The 15,715-nt window shown below is 73.4% G+C and carries 14 protein-coding genes; 9 read left to right on the forward strand and 5 right to left on the reverse strand.

The genetic code is table 11. From position 1 onward, the window contains the following. Positions 1-11: 11 nt before the first annotated feature. Together STRAU_RS36100 and STRAU_RS36105 are read right to left on the reverse strand one after the other, a co-directional pair. Positions 12-731 (reverse strand): bleomycin resistance protein, encoded by a 720-nt coding sequence (locus tag STRAU_RS36100; RefSeq protein WP_016645339.1) that lies wholly within the window; start codon positions 729-731, stop codon positions 12-14. Between the two features lie 72 nt (positions 732-803). Next, positions 804-2,159, reverse strand: coding sequence for a glycosyltransferase family 39 protein (locus STRAU_RS36105; RefSeq protein ID WP_259300087.1), 1,356 nt, complete (start codon positions 2,157-2,159; stop codon positions 804-806). A 395-nt stretch (positions 2,160-2,554) separates the two neighbouring features. On the opposite strand from STRAU_RS36105, the gene STRAU_RS42040 reads away from it, so the two are divergent. Continuing rightward, complete coding sequence (locus STRAU_RS42040) at positions 2,555-6,295, forward strand: nSTAND1 domain-containing NTPase (RefSeq protein ID WP_016645341.1); 3,741 nt, start codon at positions 2,555-2,557, stop codon at positions 6,293-6,295. Between the two features lie 34 nt (positions 6,296-6,329). On the opposite strand, the gene STRAU_RS36115 is transcribed toward STRAU_RS42040, so the two are convergent. Beyond that, a complete protein-coding gene (locus STRAU_RS36115; RefSeq protein ID WP_016645342.1) occupies positions 6,330-7,163 on the reverse strand; it encodes an aldo/keto reductase in 834 nt (277 codons plus the stop codon). A gap of 327 nt (positions 7,164-7,490) precedes the next feature. Here STRAU_RS36115 and pqqA point away from each other — a divergent pair, with 327 nt between their 5' ends. From pqqA to STRAU_RS36150, 8 genes are read left to right on the forward strand one after another with little or no spacing between them, the layout of a single operon-like run. Further along, positions 7,491-7,649 carry a pyrroloquinoline quinone precursor peptide PqqA gene (gene pqqA, locus STRAU_RS39700; RefSeq protein ID WP_016645343.1) on the forward strand — a complete coding sequence of 53 codons (159 nt, stop codon included), beginning with the start codon at positions 7,491-7,493 and terminating at the stop codon, positions 7,647-7,649. A gap of 9 nt (positions 7,650-7,658) precedes the next feature. Then, entirely contained in the window at positions 7,659-8,570 is a 912-nt protein-coding gene (pqqB, locus tag STRAU_RS36120; protein ID WP_016645344.1) for a pyrroloquinoline quinone biosynthesis protein PqqB, read from the forward strand. Then, positions 8,567-9,406 (forward strand): pyrroloquinoline-quinone synthase PqqC, encoded by an 840-nt coding sequence (gene pqqC / locus STRAU_RS36125; RefSeq protein ID WP_016645345.1) that lies wholly within the window; start codon positions 8,567-8,569, stop codon positions 9,404-9,406. Before pqqB ends, pqqC begins: the two co-directional genes overlap by 4 nt. Then, a complete protein-coding gene (gene pqqD, locus STRAU_RS36130; RefSeq protein ID WP_016645346.1) occupies positions 9,399-9,686 on the forward strand; it encodes a pyrroloquinoline quinone biosynthesis peptide chaperone PqqD in 288 nt (95 codons plus the stop codon). Before pqqC ends, pqqD begins: the two co-directional genes overlap by 8 nt. 41 nt (positions 9,687-9,727) lie before the next feature. Next, on the forward strand, positions 9,728-10,861 hold the full coding sequence (gene pqqE / locus STRAU_RS36135; protein ID WP_016645347.1) for a pyrroloquinoline quinone biosynthesis protein PqqE: 1,134 nt from the start codon (positions 9,728-9,730) through the stop codon (positions 10,859-10,861). Further along, on the forward strand, positions 10,858-12,120 hold the full coding sequence (locus tag STRAU_RS36140) for a glycoside hydrolase family 88/105 protein (protein WP_016645348.1): 1,263 nt from the start codon (positions 10,858-10,860) through the stop codon (positions 12,118-12,120). The genes pqqE and STRAU_RS36140 overlap by 4 nt, the downstream gene beginning before the upstream one ends. Beyond that, positions 12,117-12,929: a polysaccharide lyase family protein gene (locus tag STRAU_RS36145; RefSeq protein WP_016645349.1), complete on the forward strand. Its 813-nt coding sequence runs from the start codon at positions 12,117-12,119 to the stop codon at positions 12,927-12,929. Before STRAU_RS36140 ends, STRAU_RS36145 begins: the two co-directional genes overlap by 4 nt. 28 nt (positions 12,930-12,957) lie before the next feature. Beyond that, positions 12,958-14,076, forward strand: a complete 1,119-nt coding sequence (locus STRAU_RS36150; RefSeq protein ID WP_016645350.1) for a PQQ-dependent sugar dehydrogenase — start codon at positions 12,958-12,960, stop codon at positions 14,074-14,076. Here STRAU_RS36150 and STRAU_RS36155 read toward each other — a convergent pair. Both STRAU_RS36155 and STRAU_RS36160 read right to left on the reverse strand, forming a co-directional pair. After that, positions 14,073-14,924, reverse strand: a complete 852-nt coding sequence (locus STRAU_RS36155; protein WP_259300090.1) for an ABC transporter ATP-binding protein — start codon at positions 14,922-14,924, stop codon at positions 14,073-14,075. The two genes, STRAU_RS36150 and STRAU_RS36155, sit on opposite strands and share 4 nt — an antisense overlap. Before the next feature lie 40 nt (positions 14,925-14,964). Next, positions 14,965-15,715 (reverse strand): ABC transporter ATP-binding protein (locus STRAU_RS36160; RefSeq protein WP_052029420.1); only part of this gene is annotated, 751 nt, incomplete at its 5' end.

Raw genomic sequence — 15,715 nt, forward strand, 5'->3', positions numbered from 1 at the left:
GCCCGGGCGACTCATCCCCGCGGCGCCCGCGACCCCCGCAACTCCTCAAGCCGCACCAGCGCGTCCCGTGCCGACTCCCGCTCCTCCGCCGGGAGTGCGATCGCGGCGGCCTGCCCGAGCAGCCGCCCCGCGAGGGCGTCGTCGCCGAGCCGCTGGGCGATGTCCCCGCGCAGCACGAGCAGCCGCAGATGCTGCGCGGGGGCGGGCCGTTCGTCCTCCAGGCCGAGGGCATGGTCGATGACCTTCGCGGCGCCCGGCAAGTCCTGCTTGGCGTCGACGAAGAGGTCCGCGATGTGCAGGGCCCGCGCGAAGGTCTCCTTCGGGACGGGCCGGTGCCGCTGGTCCTCACTGATCTGCTGGCCCACGCGGATGCAGTTCCCCGCCGGGTCCGTCATCAGGAACTGCCGCACCCCGTACGACATGTCCTTCACCGGCCCGATGCGCGGCAGCCCACGGCTCGGGATCTTCCCGTACGCCGCCTTCAGCCCCGCGCGGAAGGCGGCGTGCAGGGTGTCCACCTCGTCGGTGAAGACGTAGCACCCCGAGATCGACTCGGCGGGGTCGTACCGCTTCATCCCGAAGAAGTGCAGCTCCACGGCGCCGCGCTCGACGACGGCGTACGCGTACGGGCTCTTCTGGAGAAACGTCGCCTCGAACCCGAGGGCGGTATAGAAGTCGACGATCGGCTGGACGGTCACACAGGGCAGCATGGGAACGGTTTTCTCGGCCATGCCAGGCAGTCTAGTCAAAGTTGAATAGAGTGAGCGAGGGGTTTGCGGTCGCGCGCCGCGCCCCGTCCGTCGTCAGCACTGGCCGGGGCGGGCGTACAGGGTCACGCGGGCGCCCCGGGGATGCCAGCTGCGACATGCCTCGAAGTGCGCGTCGAGGGTGTCCCGCTTCACCGCCTCAAGGCCGGAGGCGTCGGCCGAGCCGGTTGCCGGTGCGGCCGGGTCGCCCGCCACGACGATGCGGTCCCTTCGCAGCATCCGGGCGCGCAGGACGCCCGCGGACACCTCGGTGCCGTACAGCGTGTGCGAGGACGCCGGGTCGCGGGCCAGAGCCAGGTCGCTCAGCCCGGCGGCGGCCCCGGCGTACGGCAGGGTCCAGACCCTGCGCCGCAGCGGCGTGTACAGGAGCCCGTCACCGGGCGCCCCGGCTTCGCGTACCGCCCGCGCCACGGCCGTCGTGTCGTCGATACGGCTCTGTGGCGTCCGCAGCTGGACGGAGAACGGCAGCAGGGTCAGCACCACGGCGGCGCCGGTCACGGCGACGGCGACAGCGCGGGGCCGGGTGCCGCGCGCGGCCCGGTCCAGGGCGGCACCCACGAGCAGCGCGAGCCCGGCCTGGCTGTACAGGACGTAGCGGTCCACGTAGAGCGGCTCGACCAGGGAGACGAGGAGCAGGACGAGCGTGGGCAGGACGAGCAGGCCGACGGGCAGGGCGAGTTCACCGGCACCCGCGCCGTGCCCCGAGTGTTGCCGCCGTTCCCGCACGCGCGCCAGGAACGCCGCGCAGCCGATCCCGAGCGCGATCAGGCCCGCGCTGCCCGTCGTGAGGGAAGAGCCTTCCAGCCAGCTCACCTGCGCCGACTGCCGCTGGCTCACGACCGCCAGCGGGGCGGTCCCGGCCGCCACGGCCGCAGCGGCCAGGATCCACGGGCGCCGGGCCGCCCGCCGCAGGGTCAGGCCGTGCGCGGGCAGCGCGAGGAGGGCGAACTCGTGCAGCAGGCACGCCGTCAGCATGAGCGCCGCGTAGACGGTCCACGGCCCGCGCCGCCCCGCGCCGGCTGCGCGCGCCAGGGCGTACGTCGCCCAGACGACGAGCGCGCACACCATCGCGTACGAACGCCCTTCCTGCGCGAAGCGCTGCACCGGCGGAAGCAGCGCGAAGACGACACCGGCGAGCAGCCCGGCGCGCGCCCCGGCGAGGCGGCGGCCGAGGAGGGCGACCCCGGCCGCCGCCGCTGCCATCGACAGGACCGACGGCAGCCTCAGCACCAGCAGCGGGTCGGCGTCCCCGAGGGCCGGGGAGACGGCGGGGGCCGAGCAGAGGGCGAACACGGCCTTCATCGTCAGGTAGTAGAGCCCGTGGACGGCGTCGTTGGTGCCCAGCGTCTGCCAGAGCGCGCCGAGTTCGCGGTGCGTCATGTCGTAGGTCACTGCCTCGTCCCGCCACATCGTGCCCCCGCGCCGTACGCCCCACAGCCCCAGCGCGAGGGACAGGAGCAGGCCGGGCAGGGTGAGCGTCCATGTTCGGGAGGGCGGCGCGGCGCGTGGGCCCGGACGCGAGGTTCCGGGCGGCTGAACGCGGGGGCGGGCGAGGCGGAAGACGGTCTCGACGGCAGAGATGGCGGGCTCCAGGGTTCCAGGACTCCGGTACTCCGGGACTTCAGGACTCAGGACTTCCGGAAGCGCCGGGTGACCGGGTGAGGGAAAACCCGAGTTCAGCCGCGCCGCGATTGATGGGCAGCCCCGCCGCGGGCCGCCTATCAATTGCTAGCGTGGCCCGACGAGCCGGTGGGGGCCGGCGACGGGGACGGGGGAGTGGGCGACTGATGGGGCGTCGTGAGAAGCCGCTGGAACCGTCGGCGGGCCCGGTGCAGCGGTTCGCGTACGAGCTGCGCAAGTTCCGCGCGGAGGCGGGTGGCCCGACGTACCGGACGCTCGCAGGGCGCGTCCCGTACTCCGCGCCCACGCTGTCGGCCGCCGCCGCGGGCGAACGCCTCCCGTCGCTGCCGGTGCTCCTCGCCTACGTGGAGGCGTGCGGCGGGGGCGCCGAGGAGGCGGCGGAGTGGGAGCGGCGCTGGTACGAGACGCTGGCCGCCGTCGAACCGGCCCCCGACGGGGGCGAGTCCCCGTACCCGGGCCTGGCCCGCTTCGGCCCCGGCGACCGTGCCCGCTACCACGGCCGCGACGACCTGATCGCCGAACTCCTCGCCCTCACCGCCCGCCGCCGCGTCACCGCCGTTGTCGGCGCGTCGGGCAGCGGCAAGTCGTCGCTCCTGCGGGCGGGGCTGGTGCCGGCGCTGCGGGAACGGGGCGCTGAGCGGGCGGACGGGGGAGAGGCGGCGCGGCTCGCCGCGATCCGGATCCTCACTCCCGGGGAGCGCCCCGCCCGTACGCACCGGGCGCTGTTCGAGCCGAGCACCGCCGACGGCGACACCCTGCTCGTCGTCGACCAGTTCGAGGAGGTCTTCTCGCTCTGCCACGACCCGGCCGAGCGCGACCGCTTCCTCGACCTGCTGCTCGCCGCCCGCGACCCCGCCGACCGGCTGCGCGTCGTGCTCGCCGTGCGCGCCGACTTCTACGGCCGGTGCGCCGAGCACGGCCCCCTCGCCGACGTCCTGCGGGACGCCACGCTCCTCGTCGGCCCCATGCCGCCGCACCGCCTGCGCGAGGCCATCGTCCGCCCGGCCGCGGCCGAACGGCTCGTCGTGGAGCGGACGCTGACCGCCCGGATCGTGGCCGACGTGGGCGACGAGCCGGGCGGGCTGCCCCTCATGGCGCACGCGCTGCGCGAGGTCTGGCGGCGGCGCAGCGGCAAGACGCTCACGCTCGCGGCGTACGAGGCGATCGGCGGCGTCCGCGGCGCCATCGCGCACACCGCGGAGGACGTCTTCGGTCGCTTCACGGAAGCGGAGGCGGCGGTCGCGCGGACTCTGCTGCTCCGCATGGTCGCGCCCGGCGACGGCACGCAGGACACGCGGCGCACCGTCGAGCGCGCCGAGCTGGGCCCCCACTGTGGTGCAGTACTGGAACGTCTGGTCGCCGCTAGGCTGTTGACCGTCGACGGTACCCACGTCGACGTGGCCCACGAGGCGCTGCTCAGCGCCTGGCCCCGCCTGCGCGGCTGGATCGAGACGGACCGCGAACGGCTGCGGCTGCACCGCGCGCTCACCGAGGCGGCCCTGATCTGGCGGGACCTGGACCGCGACCCCGGAGCGCTGTACCGGGGCACGCGCCTTTCAGCCGCCCGCGAGGCGTTCACCGACGCCTCCGAACTCACCACCCTCGAAGCCGAGTTCCTCCAGGCGGCCGTCGCCGCCCACGACCACCGCGCCCGCATGCGAGCCCGCGCCGTGCGCCGCACCCGCGCCCTCCTGTCCGCGCTCGCGGTCCTGCTGTGCCTCGCGGCGGTCGCGGGCACGATCGCCTGGCAGCAGAACCGCGCCGGCGACCTCCGCGCCGCCGAGGCCCAGGGCCGCCGCATCGCAGGCATCGCCCAGACCCTGCGCGTGACGGACCCCCGCACCGCGATGCGCCTGGGCGTCGCGGCCTGGCGGATCGCTGACCTGCCGGAGACGCGGGAGGCGGTGCGGACGGCGGGGGTGCAGCGGGAGGCGGGGACGGCCGCGGGATTCGAGGCGGCGGACGCGATGAACGCGCCCAGTTACCTGAGCCATGACGGTCGCGTGTTGACGGCAGTCGGCCGCGACAAGGTGACCTGGTGGGACGCCCGCAGCGGACGGCGGCTCGGGACGGACAACAAGAAGGGCATCTTCAAGGACTACACGGGCGCCAGCCCGGACGGCCGCTTCATCGCCCTGCACACGGCTCGGGGTTTCGCCATACGGGACGTGCGAGAGGGGCGCACGCTGGGACAGCCCTTCGGGCCGCGCGACTGGCGGAACGCCGACGGCGGGTTCGGCCCCGACGGGCGACTGTTCGTCACCCGGACGGAGCTGGGGAGCCGCGTGCTGGTCCAAGTGTGGGACGTGCGCCGGCACCGGCGACTCGCGCGCGTCACGGGAGACATCACCAGCGACAGCCCGTTTCCCCTCCTGAGCCCCGACGGCCGGCTGCTCGTCACCTGCTCGGAGGACGGGCGGCGCATGACCCTCCACACGGTCGGCGACGGACGGGCGCGGCGTGCGCCGTGGCCGCGCAAGGTGCAGAGGCAGGCATGCGGGGCGGAGGAGCGGACCTTCACTCCGGACAGCCGTGCTCTCTCCTTCGATGTGGGAGACGGCATACGGACGTGGGAGGTGGGGTCCGGGCAGGAGCGCCCACGGCTCGATGTGCCCGACGTCGGCGAGTGGCAGGGGGACTACAGCGAGGACGGCACCTGGGCAGTCACCACTGGTGCGCGCGAGCTCGCGCTCTGGCGCCTGACGACGCCCGGCGCGCCGCTGATGAGGTACACCCTCCCTGAAGGGACGGTCGGTACGGCCCGACTCGACACCGCGAGCGGCATGCTCCGGTACCAGGCGTCCGGCACGGTGGTCCGCAGCATCGATGTGCGCGACGCGCTGGCGAGCAGGCGTGGCGGGGGGCCGCTTGCCGGCGCCGGGTTCAGCCCGGACGGTCGCACCCTCGCGGTCGCTCGGCGTGACCGAGAGGGGCAGGAGGTTCAGCTCCGCGACGCCCGCGACGGACGGCTGCGGGCCCGGCTGCCGGGCCGCGTGTGCCGGGACTGCGTTACTCCGCTCCTGGGGTTCTCGCCGAGCGGCGGGACTCTCGCGTACACGGCGGGTGTCGGAGAGGAGCAGGGGGCGCCCGTCGGAACGATAGTGCGCCGGTGGAGTGTGGGTGAACGCCGCCCGCGGGCGAGTGAGTTCGTGCCGTCGATGGTGGAAGACCTCGTGGTGCCCTCCGACAAGGCCCCCCTTGTCACCTTCGGCTCACCAGCCTCCGACTCACCCGCCCAGGTGCAGGACAACGACGCACCGGAGCTCGATATCTGGAAGGTCGGTGAGCGTGCGGGCTCCCGGGAACTGCGCCGGCCGATGGGCACTCATGGGGCCACGCTGTCTCCGGACGGCCGGACCGTCCTCGCCTGGAACGGCCAGCTGACCGACATCCGGACGGGGCGCTCGACGAGGGTCCTGCGTGGCGAGGGCGACCTCCGGCAAGTGGCCTTCAGCCCGGACGGCCGCTTTCTCGCCGTGAGCGACAGCGACGGCAGGGTCGCGTTGTGGAACGCGCGCGGCACCCGCCGCTTGGGGGTGCTGGCCACCGGTTCGCCCGCGGCGGTCCCGGAGGAGTCGGTCGCCCTCGCCTTCTCCCCGGACGGCCGCCACCTCGCCCTCGGCCAGACGGACGGCACCGTCCGCCTCTGGGAGACCGACACCCCCCGCCTCACCGGCGCCGCATACCCCGGCACCGACGGTCCCGTCCTCGCCCTCGGCTTCGCCGGGGGCGCACTGCGGGTGGCGACGCCGCGAACCGCCACGCGCAGCCTCCCCCTGGCGCCGGGGCGGGCGGCAGCCGCCGCGTGCCGGCGCGCGGACGGGGGGCTCACTCGCGCGGAATGGCGGGCCTACGTGCCGGCTCTCCCGTTCCGTAAGACCTGTTGAGGCTGCCCGTGAGCCGTCCGGGGAGAGGCGGGACCTAGACGGTCTCGAACTCCGCCGGGTCCGGGCCGAGGCGGCGGTCCTCGTTCAGGGCGCTGATCGCCGCCATGTCCTCGGGATCGAGCTCGAAGCCGAAGACGTCGATGTTCTCCTGGATGCGGGAGGGGGTCACCGACTTGGGGATGACCACGTTCCCGAGCTGGATGTGCCAGCGCAGCACGACCTGCGCGGGCGTGCGCGCGTGCTTCTGGGCGATGGCGACGATCGCCGGGACCTCCAGGAGGCCCTTGCCCTGGCCGAGCGGCGACCACGCCTCCGTGGTGATGCCCTGCTGCGCGTGATACTCGCGCGAGGCGCGCTGCTGGAGGTGCGGGTGCAGCTCGATCTGGTTGACGGCCGGGATCACCGACGTGGCGTCGATGAGGCGCTCCAGGTGCTCCGGAAGGAAATTGGAGACACCGATCGACTTGGCGCGGCCGTCGGCGAGGATCTTCTCGAACGCCTTGTACGTGTCGACGTACACGCCCTTGGCCGGCATCGGCCAGTGGATCAGGTACAGATCGACATAGTCCAGGCCCAGCTTGTCCAGGGAGGTGTCGAACGCGCGGAGCGTCGCGTCGTACCCCTGCTCGCTGTTCCAGAGCTTCGTCGTGACGAAGAGCTTCTCGCGGGCGATGCCGGACTTGGCGATGGCCTTGCCGGTGCCCTCTTCGTTCGCGTAGACGGCAGCCGTGTCGATGCTGCGGTACCCGGACTCCAGCGCCGTCGCGACGGCCTGCTCCGCCTCGTCGTCCGGCACCTGCCAGACGCCGAAGCCGAGCTGCGGCATCTCGATGCCGTTGTTCAGGATGATCGGGGGGACCTTGCTCACGAGCTCTCGATCCTTATACGTCGTCGGGTGGTACTTCCATGGTCAACGCTCAGGGGCCGTGCCGCATTCCTGGCGTGGCGTCACCGGGGATCGCCGGGCGTCACCGGTGAATCCTGGCGTGGCGTTCCCGGCGCGCGGGCCCCTGAGAATGGCTAGATATAGCTCCGACCTCATCGGTCCGAACCATTGACCGCGTCTCGTCATGCCGCAACTCTGTTGCACGTCACTGAACGCAGGCCATCCATGTGAACACCCTACGCACATGGACGGCGATGTGTCCCAGTGGCTCCTGAACCCCCACTTTTCAGGAAGGATAGGAACCCCCGCATGAACGTTCATGAGAAGGAAACGTCGGAGGTCACCGCTGTGTCCTCGGCGGCTTCGACCGCTTCGGCCTCCCTCGGCGCCCCGGCCTGGCAGACCCCCGAGTACACGGTCGTCGAGACCTCGCTCGAGGTCACGGCTTACCGCCTCGCCGACCGGTAAACCCGCCCGATGCTGCTGCAGGTGCTCGGCACCGCGGCGGGCGGCGGACTCCCCCAGTGGAACTGCGCGTGCCCCGGCTGTGCCGGGGCACGCGCCCACCCGGAACGCCGCCGCCGGCACGCCTCGCTCGCCCTTCGCGCGGGCCCGGGCCACTGGTACGTCGTCAACGCCACCCCCGACATCGGCGAGCAGATCGAAGCGTGCCCCGATCTGCTGCCCGCCCCCGGGCCCGCCGCCGACCCCCGGCTCTCCCCGCTCGCCGGCGTCGTCCTCACCGACGCCGAACTCGACCACACCCTCGGCATCGCCCGGCTGCGGGAGGCCCGCGACGGCGTCGACGTCCTCGCCACCGCGCCCGTCGCCGCCGCCGTCCGGGACCGCCTCGGGCTCGGCGCCGTGCTCGGCCCGTACACGAAGGTGCACTGGCGCGAGCTCACGGGAACGGCCCGGCAACTGAACGACCAGTCAGCAATCAAGGTCGCCGCCGTGCCGGTTTCGGCCAAACGCCCGCGCTACGCCGCCGACTTGGGCCCGGACGACGCCACCTGGTCCGTCGCCCTCAGCCTGCACGACACCGGCACCGGCCGCACCGTCCTGTACGCACCGGCCCTCGCCGCCTGGACCGATGCCTTCGACAAGGCCGCACGCGAGGCCGACGTCGTGTTCGTCGACGGCACCTTCTGGGACGACGAGGAGCCCCGGCGGGCCGGGTTCAGCGCCAAGTCCGCGACCGGCATGGGGCACCTGCCGATCACCGGGCCCGGCGGCACCGCGCACCGGCTCGCCCGACTGCCCGGACGCTGTCTGTACACCCACCTGAACAACACCAACCCCCTCGGCGACCCGGGCGCCGGACAGCACGGGCAACTCGCCGACTGGGGGCTCGAAGTCGCGCAGGACCGGATGGTGATCGAGCTGTGACCGCGACCGTCAAGACCTTCCACACCGACACGGACACCGGGGCAGGGGGCGTCGGGGCGCCCTGGACCCCCGACGAGCTCACCGAGCGGCTGCGCGCCGTCTCCGCCGAGCGTTACCACGACCGCCACCCCTTCAACGTACGCATGCACCAGGGCGCCCTGACCCCGGCCGAGCTGCGCCGCTGGATCGCCAACCGCTTCCACTACCAGCGGCACATCCCCGTCAAGGACGCCCTGATCCTCGCCAAGTTCGACGACCCGGCGCTGCGCCGGGGCTGGTCGCGGCGGATCAGGGACCACGACGGGGAACGCCCGGGCGAGGGCGGCATCGAGCGGTGGCTGCGGCTCGGCGAGGCCGCGGGCATCGCGCGCGAGGAGCTGTGGGACACCTCCCGGGTGCTGCCGGGGGTGCGGCTCGCCGTCGACGGATACGTCAACTTCTGCCGCCTGCGCCCCGCCCTCGACGCCGTCGCGGCCTCGCTCACCGAGCTGTCCGCGCCCGATCTGATGCGCACCCGCATCGCCGCGTTCGAGCGGCACTATCCGTGGATCGACGCCGAGGGCCTCGCCTACTTCCGGGGCCGGGTCGGGCAGGGCGGCAGGGACGGGCAGGAGGCGCTGGGCCTGGTCCGCGCCTGGGCCCGCACCCGCGAGCAGCAGGAGCGGGCCGTGGCGGCGCTGGCCTTCAAGTGCGACGTGCTGTGGTCGCTGCTCGACGCGGTCGACGGCGCGGGTCGCGGTGACGGTGCGGGCGGCGGCGACGCTGCGGGTGGCGGCGACGGTGCCTCGCGCGAGGCGTCCGGGGCCGTCGCGGGGGAGCGGGGCGGCCATGCGTGACACCGCCACCGACGACCGCGTCGGTCTCGACTGGCGGCCCGTGCTCGCCCGCTCGGTGATGCTCCGTCACGACCGGGTGCGCGGCGTCGACCTGCTGCTCCTGCCGGAGCGCGTGGTGGTCCTTCGCGGCGCGGCCGGGAGCATCGTGGCGCTGTGCGACGGCGCGCGCGACGTGGCCGCCATCGTCGCGGAGCTGGCCCGCCGCCACCCGGACGCGCCGGTCGGCACCGAAGTCCCGGCGTTTCTACGGCAGTTGCGGGCGGAGGGGTGGCTGCGGTGAGCGAAGCCATTGGTACCCCCCAGGCACACGGCGCCCCCGGCGTGCACGGCGCCCCCGACGCGGGTGCCCGCCGCGCCGCGCCGCCCCCGGCCCCCGAGCCCCCCTGGGCCCTGCTCTGCGAGCTCACCCACGGCTGCCCGCTGCGCTGCGCCTACTGCTCCAACCCCGTCAAACTGATCGGTCGGTCAGTTGAGCTGACCGCCGACGAATGGTGCGAGGTGCTGCGCCAGGCCGCCGACCTGGGCGTCGTCCAGACGCATCTGTCGGGCGGCGAGCCGCTGCTGCGCCGCGATCTGCCGCGGATCGTCGCCGCGGCGGACGGGGCGGGCATCCACACCCAGCTCGTCACCAGCGGCGTCGGCCTGCACGAGGCGCGGCTCGCCGAGCTGGTCGACGCGGGCCTGCGCAGCGTCCAGCTGTCCGTGCAGCACGCCGACCCCGCACGGGCCGACCTCATCGCCGGGGCCCGGGCGACCGGCGCGAAGGAGCGCGCCGCCCGCCTGGTCCGCGAGGCCGGGCTGCCGCTCGGCCTGAACGCCGTCCTGCACCGCGCCAACCTCGACGCCCTGGACGCGCTCGTGGAGCTGGGCCTGGCCTGGGGCGCCGACCGCATCGAGCTGGCCAACACCCAGTTCTACGGCTGGGCGCTGGAGAACCGCGCCGCGCTGCTTCCCGACCCGGACCAGGTGGCGCGCGCCCGCCTCACCCTGGAGCGCCGGCGGGTCCGGCTCGCCGGGCGCATGGAGCTGGTCTGGGTCGCGCCGGACTACATCGACGGCACGGCGAAGCCGTGCATGGGCGGCTGGGGCGCGGTGTCCCTGACCGTCGCGCCGGACGGCTCGGTGCTGCCCTGCCCGGCCGCGGCGGAGCTGCTCGGCGACGACGCCCCGAACGTGCGGGACCACCGGCTCGACTGGATCTGGCGTGAGTCGCCCGCCTTCACCCGCTACCGCGGCGAGGACTGGATGCGGGAGCCCTGCCGCTCCTGCGCGCTGCGCGCCGTCGACTTCGGCGGCTGCCGCTGCCAGGCCCACGCCCTGACCGGCGACGCCGCCCGCACCGACCCCGCCTGCCACCGCTCGCCCGACCACGGGATCGTCCGCGCCCTGGTCGAGGCCGCGCGCGGGCCCGCCCCGGACCACCCCGGCTTCGCCTACCGCGAGGGAGGAACATGATGCGCCGCCGCCGTTCACCCGCCTTACCGCAGCACCCGTCGACGTCCATCCGGACCGCCCGGACCGCCCGGACCGTCCTCGCCGCGCTCCTCGCCGGGGCCGCCGTCCTCACCGCGCAGGCGGGCCCGGCCGCGGCTGACGGGTTACCGGACACCGGCCGGCCCCCGGCCACCGCGCGGCCCCCGGCCACCGACTGGTCCGTCGCCCTGGTCGAATCCACCACGGCCCGGCACACGCCGACGTCGATCGGCGGCTGGTCCTACCCCGTCGGGCTCTACCTCTACGGCCAGTACCTCACGTACCAACGCACCCACGAAGACCGCTACTTGACGTACATCAAGGAGTACGTCGACCGCTTCGTCGACGCCGACGGGAACATCGGGCAGAAGTTCAACAGCCTCGACAGCATGCAGGCCGGGCGGCTCCTGGTGATCCTGCACCACGAGACCGGCGAGGACCGCTACGGTGTCGCCGCCCGGATGATCCGCGAGCGCCTGAAGACCTACCCGCGCACCGAGGACGGCGGCTTCTGGCACGCCGACACCGCGAGCCGCGCCCACCAACTCTGGTCCGACGGCGTCTACATGGTCAATCCGTTCCTCGTCGAGTACGGCAAGGAGTTCGCCGACGAGGCGTACACCGACCGGGAGGCCGTCGAGCAGCTCAATGTGTACGCCCGCCGCCTCCAGGCGGACAACGGCCTGTTCCAGCACGCGTACGACGAGTCGCGCACCGCGGTCTGGGCCGACAAGGGCACCGGGCGCGCCCCCGAGCAGTGGTGCCGGGCCATCGGCTGGTACTCCATGGCCGCCGTCAACGTCCTGGACGCCACGCCCCGGAGCGACCCGGGGCGCCGCGAACTGCTCGGCCACGTACGCGAGTTGGCGGCAGGCATCGCGCGGACCCAGGACCCGGCGACCGGCCGCTGGTTCCAGGTCGTCGACAAGGGGACGGCCGACGGCAACTGGACCGAGACGTCCTGCTCCAGCATGTTCACCTTCGCCCTGTCGCGCGGGGCGGAGAAGGGCTACATCGCGAAGTCCTACGAGGGTGTCGCGCGGCGCGGCTACCGGGGCGTGCTGGAAAAGATCTCGCTCGGCTCCGACGGGCTGACCGACCTCACGGACATCTCCATCGGCACCAACGTCGGCGACTACGCCTTCTACATCGCGCGCCCCCGGCAGACCAACGACTTCCACGGACTAGGCGCGTTTCTGATCATGAACGAACAACTCAGGAAGAAGGTGAGCGGGCGATGACGCCCTCACGGAGGACCGTACTGGGGGCGGCACTCGGGGCCGGAGCGGGCGCCGCCGCCACGGCCGTCGGCCTGCCCGAGGCGAGCGCGGAGAGCGCGGTGAGCACGGCACCCGCCGCCGACTGGCAGCTGCGCTGGTCCCCGTCCGCCCGCGACGTCGGCCTGCGCGCCTTCGAGACGCTGGAGGACGACCGCGCCGGCTCGCACCCGGCGGCCAAGCCGCACATCAAGGCCGAGGGCGACAACTTCCGCTTCACCATGCACACGGTCGACCGCGACACCAGCGACGACCGCCAGCGCCACGAGGTCACCGGCTGCCGCACCGGCGACTCGTACCTGAAGTGGCAGAAGGGCCAGACCTGGCGCCTCACCTACCGCATGTACCTGCCGAGTTCGCTGAAGGCGACCACGAGCTTCACGCACATCATGCAGATGAAGCAGCCGGGCGCGGGCAGCGCGCCGATCGTCGTGCAGTCGCTGCGCCGGGTGGGCGGCAAGCAGACCATCGAGCTGAAGATCTTCGAGCGGGGCATCCTCGTCGGCCGCACCGATCTGGAGCCGCTGCACGACAGATGGACCGACGTCGACTTCCAGATCAAGATCGGCGACGGCTCGTCGGGGTCCGTGCGCTGGATCCTCAAGAGCGGTTCCACGACCGTGATCGACAAGTCGACGTCGGGTGTGGACACCTTCCTCGCCGACCGCGTCCGCCCCAAGTGGGGCATCTACCGCTCCCTGGGCGACAGTTCGGGCTCGCTCCAGAACACGTACATGCTCCTGACCGGCATGCGCGCCCACCAGCTCGTGTGAACCATCACCCCCACGCAGACCCCCCCACATGGAGGAACACGTGCACGACAGCCAGAGCAAGAGCCGCTCGGCCAGGAAGGTGGCCCTCGCCACAACAGCCGTGCTGACGGCGGGACTTGTGGCGTACGCCCCCTCGGTGTCCGCCGCACCGGCCGCACCCGCCGGTGAGCCCACCGACATCAAGACGATCTCGACCGGCTGGACCATACCCTGGGGCACCTCCTGGCTGCCCGACGGCAAGTCCGCGCTCGTCACCGAGCGGGACGACTTCCGGGTCTGGTCGGTCTCGGCCGACGGCTCGACGAAGAAGCAGGTCGGCAAGGTGCCCGAGTCCCAGACGACCGGTGGCGAGGGCGGCCTGATGGGTGTCGCCGTCGACCCGCAGTGGGCCACGAACCACTACGTGTACTTCATGCACACCTCGTCCGAGGGCAACCGGATCGCGCGCATGACGTACGACGGCTCCTCGCTCAGCGGCTACACGGTGCTGCTGAAGGGGATCAAGAAGGCCAGGTACCACAACGGCGGCCGCCTCGCCTTCGGCCCGGACGGCCATCTGTACGCCACCACCGGCGACGCCCAGTCCAAGCCTCTCGCGCAGGACAAGAACTCGCTCAACGGCAAGATCCTGCGCCTGACCCGGGACGGCAAGCCCGCGCCCGGCAACCCGTTCGGCAACTACGTGTACAGCCTCGGCCACCGCAACCCGCAGGGCATCGCCTTCGATCCGCAGGGCCGCCTGTGGGAGGCCGAGCTGGGCGACGCGAGCAAGGACGAGCTGAACCTCATCAAGCCGGGCAAGAACTACGGCTGGCCCACCTGTGAGGGCACCTGCGATGTCTCCGGGATGACCAACCCGAAGAAGACCTGGGGCGTCGCCGAGGCATCCCCGAGCGGCGTCGCCGTGGTCGACGGCGCGGTCTACATGGCCGCCCTCAAGGGCGAGCGCCTGTGGCGCATCCCCATCAACGCCGACAACGAGAACGTCGGCACGGCCAAGGCGTTCTATGTCGGCCAGTACGGCCGCCTGCGCGCGGTGACCGCCGTGCCGGGCGCGAAGTCGCTGTGGCTGTCGACGACCAACGCCGACGGCAACGGCGGGGAGCCGGACGGCGCGGACAGGATCTTCCGCGTGAACATCGGCTAGCCGCGGTCGGCGGGACCGCCGGGTCGTTGGGGCGGCCCGGCAGCGGTGCCGAGGTACGCGTCGCGGACCTTCGGGTCGGCGCGTACCTCGGCCGCCGTGCCCTCGGCGAGCACGCGGCCGAGGTCGAGCACGACGACGCGGGCGCACACCTCCATCACGAAGGCCACGTTGTGCTCGACCAGGACCACGCCGACGCCCTCCTCGTCCGCCAAGTGCCGTACGACGGCTATGAGTTGTCGCCGTTCGGGGACCGTCATCCCCGAGGCGGGCTCGTCCAGGAGCAGCACGGCGGGCGGGTCCGCGACGGCGCGGGCCAGCTCCACCATCCGGGCCCGGCCCACCGGCAGGCCGCCCGCGTAACGTTCCGCCAGGTCGTCGAGGCCGCACTCGCGCAGGACGGTGGCGGCCCGCGCGCGCCGGGCGCCCTCGCGGGCCCGCCGCGCCGGCGCCGCCACCAGATCCGCGGCGAACCCGCCGCCGCCTCCACGCCACTCCTGCGCCACCAGCAGATTGTCGGCGACCGTGAGCTGCCCGAACAGTTGCTGCCGCTGGAAGGTCCTGCGCATGCCGTGCCGGGCGCGCCACACCGGTGAGCGCCGGGTGACGTCGGCGCCGCCGAGCAGCACCCGGCCGCGGTCCGGGCGGCGGATGCCCGACAGGACGTCGAACAGGGTGGTCTTGCCCGCGCCGTTGGGCCCGATGAGGCCGCAGACCTCGCCCGGGCGGAGGGTGAGCGTGACGTCGTCGAGGGCGCGGATGCCGCCGAAGCGGACGGTGACGCGGGAGGCGGTGAGGGCAGGGGGTTCTGTGAGGGGTGCTTTGTCCCCGTTCATGGGTGCCTCGCTCATGGGCGCTCGCTCACGGGTGCTTCGTTCATGGCTGCGTCGTTCATGGGTGCCTCGCCTCCATCGACGGGTGGTCCGGCTCCTCGGTCGCGAGGCCCAGGTACGCCTCCGTGAGGCGGTCCACCCGTACCTCGGCGCGCGGCCCCGACCAGGCGACGCGGCCCTGCGCCAGGTAGGCGACGGTGTCCGCGAGGCCGAGCACCTCCGCCGCCTTCTCCTCCACCAGGAGCAGCCCCGTCCCCGCGTCCCTGAGCTCGGCGAGCAGCCGGAACACCTCGTCGGCGACCCGGGGCGCCAGGCCGAGCGACGGCTCGTCGGCGATGAGTACGTCCGGGGGCCGCTGGAGCAGCGGGGCGAGGGACAGCAGTTGCTGCTCGCCGCCGGAGAGCGAGGCCGCCGGGACGGTGCGGCGGGCCGCCAGGGCGGGGAAGCGGGTGTAGACCGCCGCGCGGGACGCGGGGTCCGGGAGGTGGAGGGTGAGGTTCTCCTCGATGGTCAGGGTGGGGAAGATGCCGCGGGTCTCGGGGGCGAGGACGATGCCTGCGCGGGAGCGGTGGGGTGCCCCCAGGCTGGTGACGTCCCGGCCGGCGGCGGTCACCCGGCCGCGGGTGGGCGGGAGTTGGCCTGCCGCCACCTGGCACAAGGTGGACTTTCCCGCGCCGTTGGGGCCGAGGAGGACGACGATTTCTCCGGGGTGGACGGTGAGGTCCACGCCGTGGAGGACGGGGGTGGTGTCGTGGGCGGCGTGGAGGTCGTGGAGGGCGAGGGCGGGGGGCCGCTGCGCGGGGCTCTCC

Source organism: Streptomyces aurantiacus JA 4570 (assembly GCF_000414115.1).
GTDB lineage: Bacteria > Actinomycetota > Actinomycetes > Streptomycetales > Streptomycetaceae > Streptomyces > Streptomyces aurantiacus_A.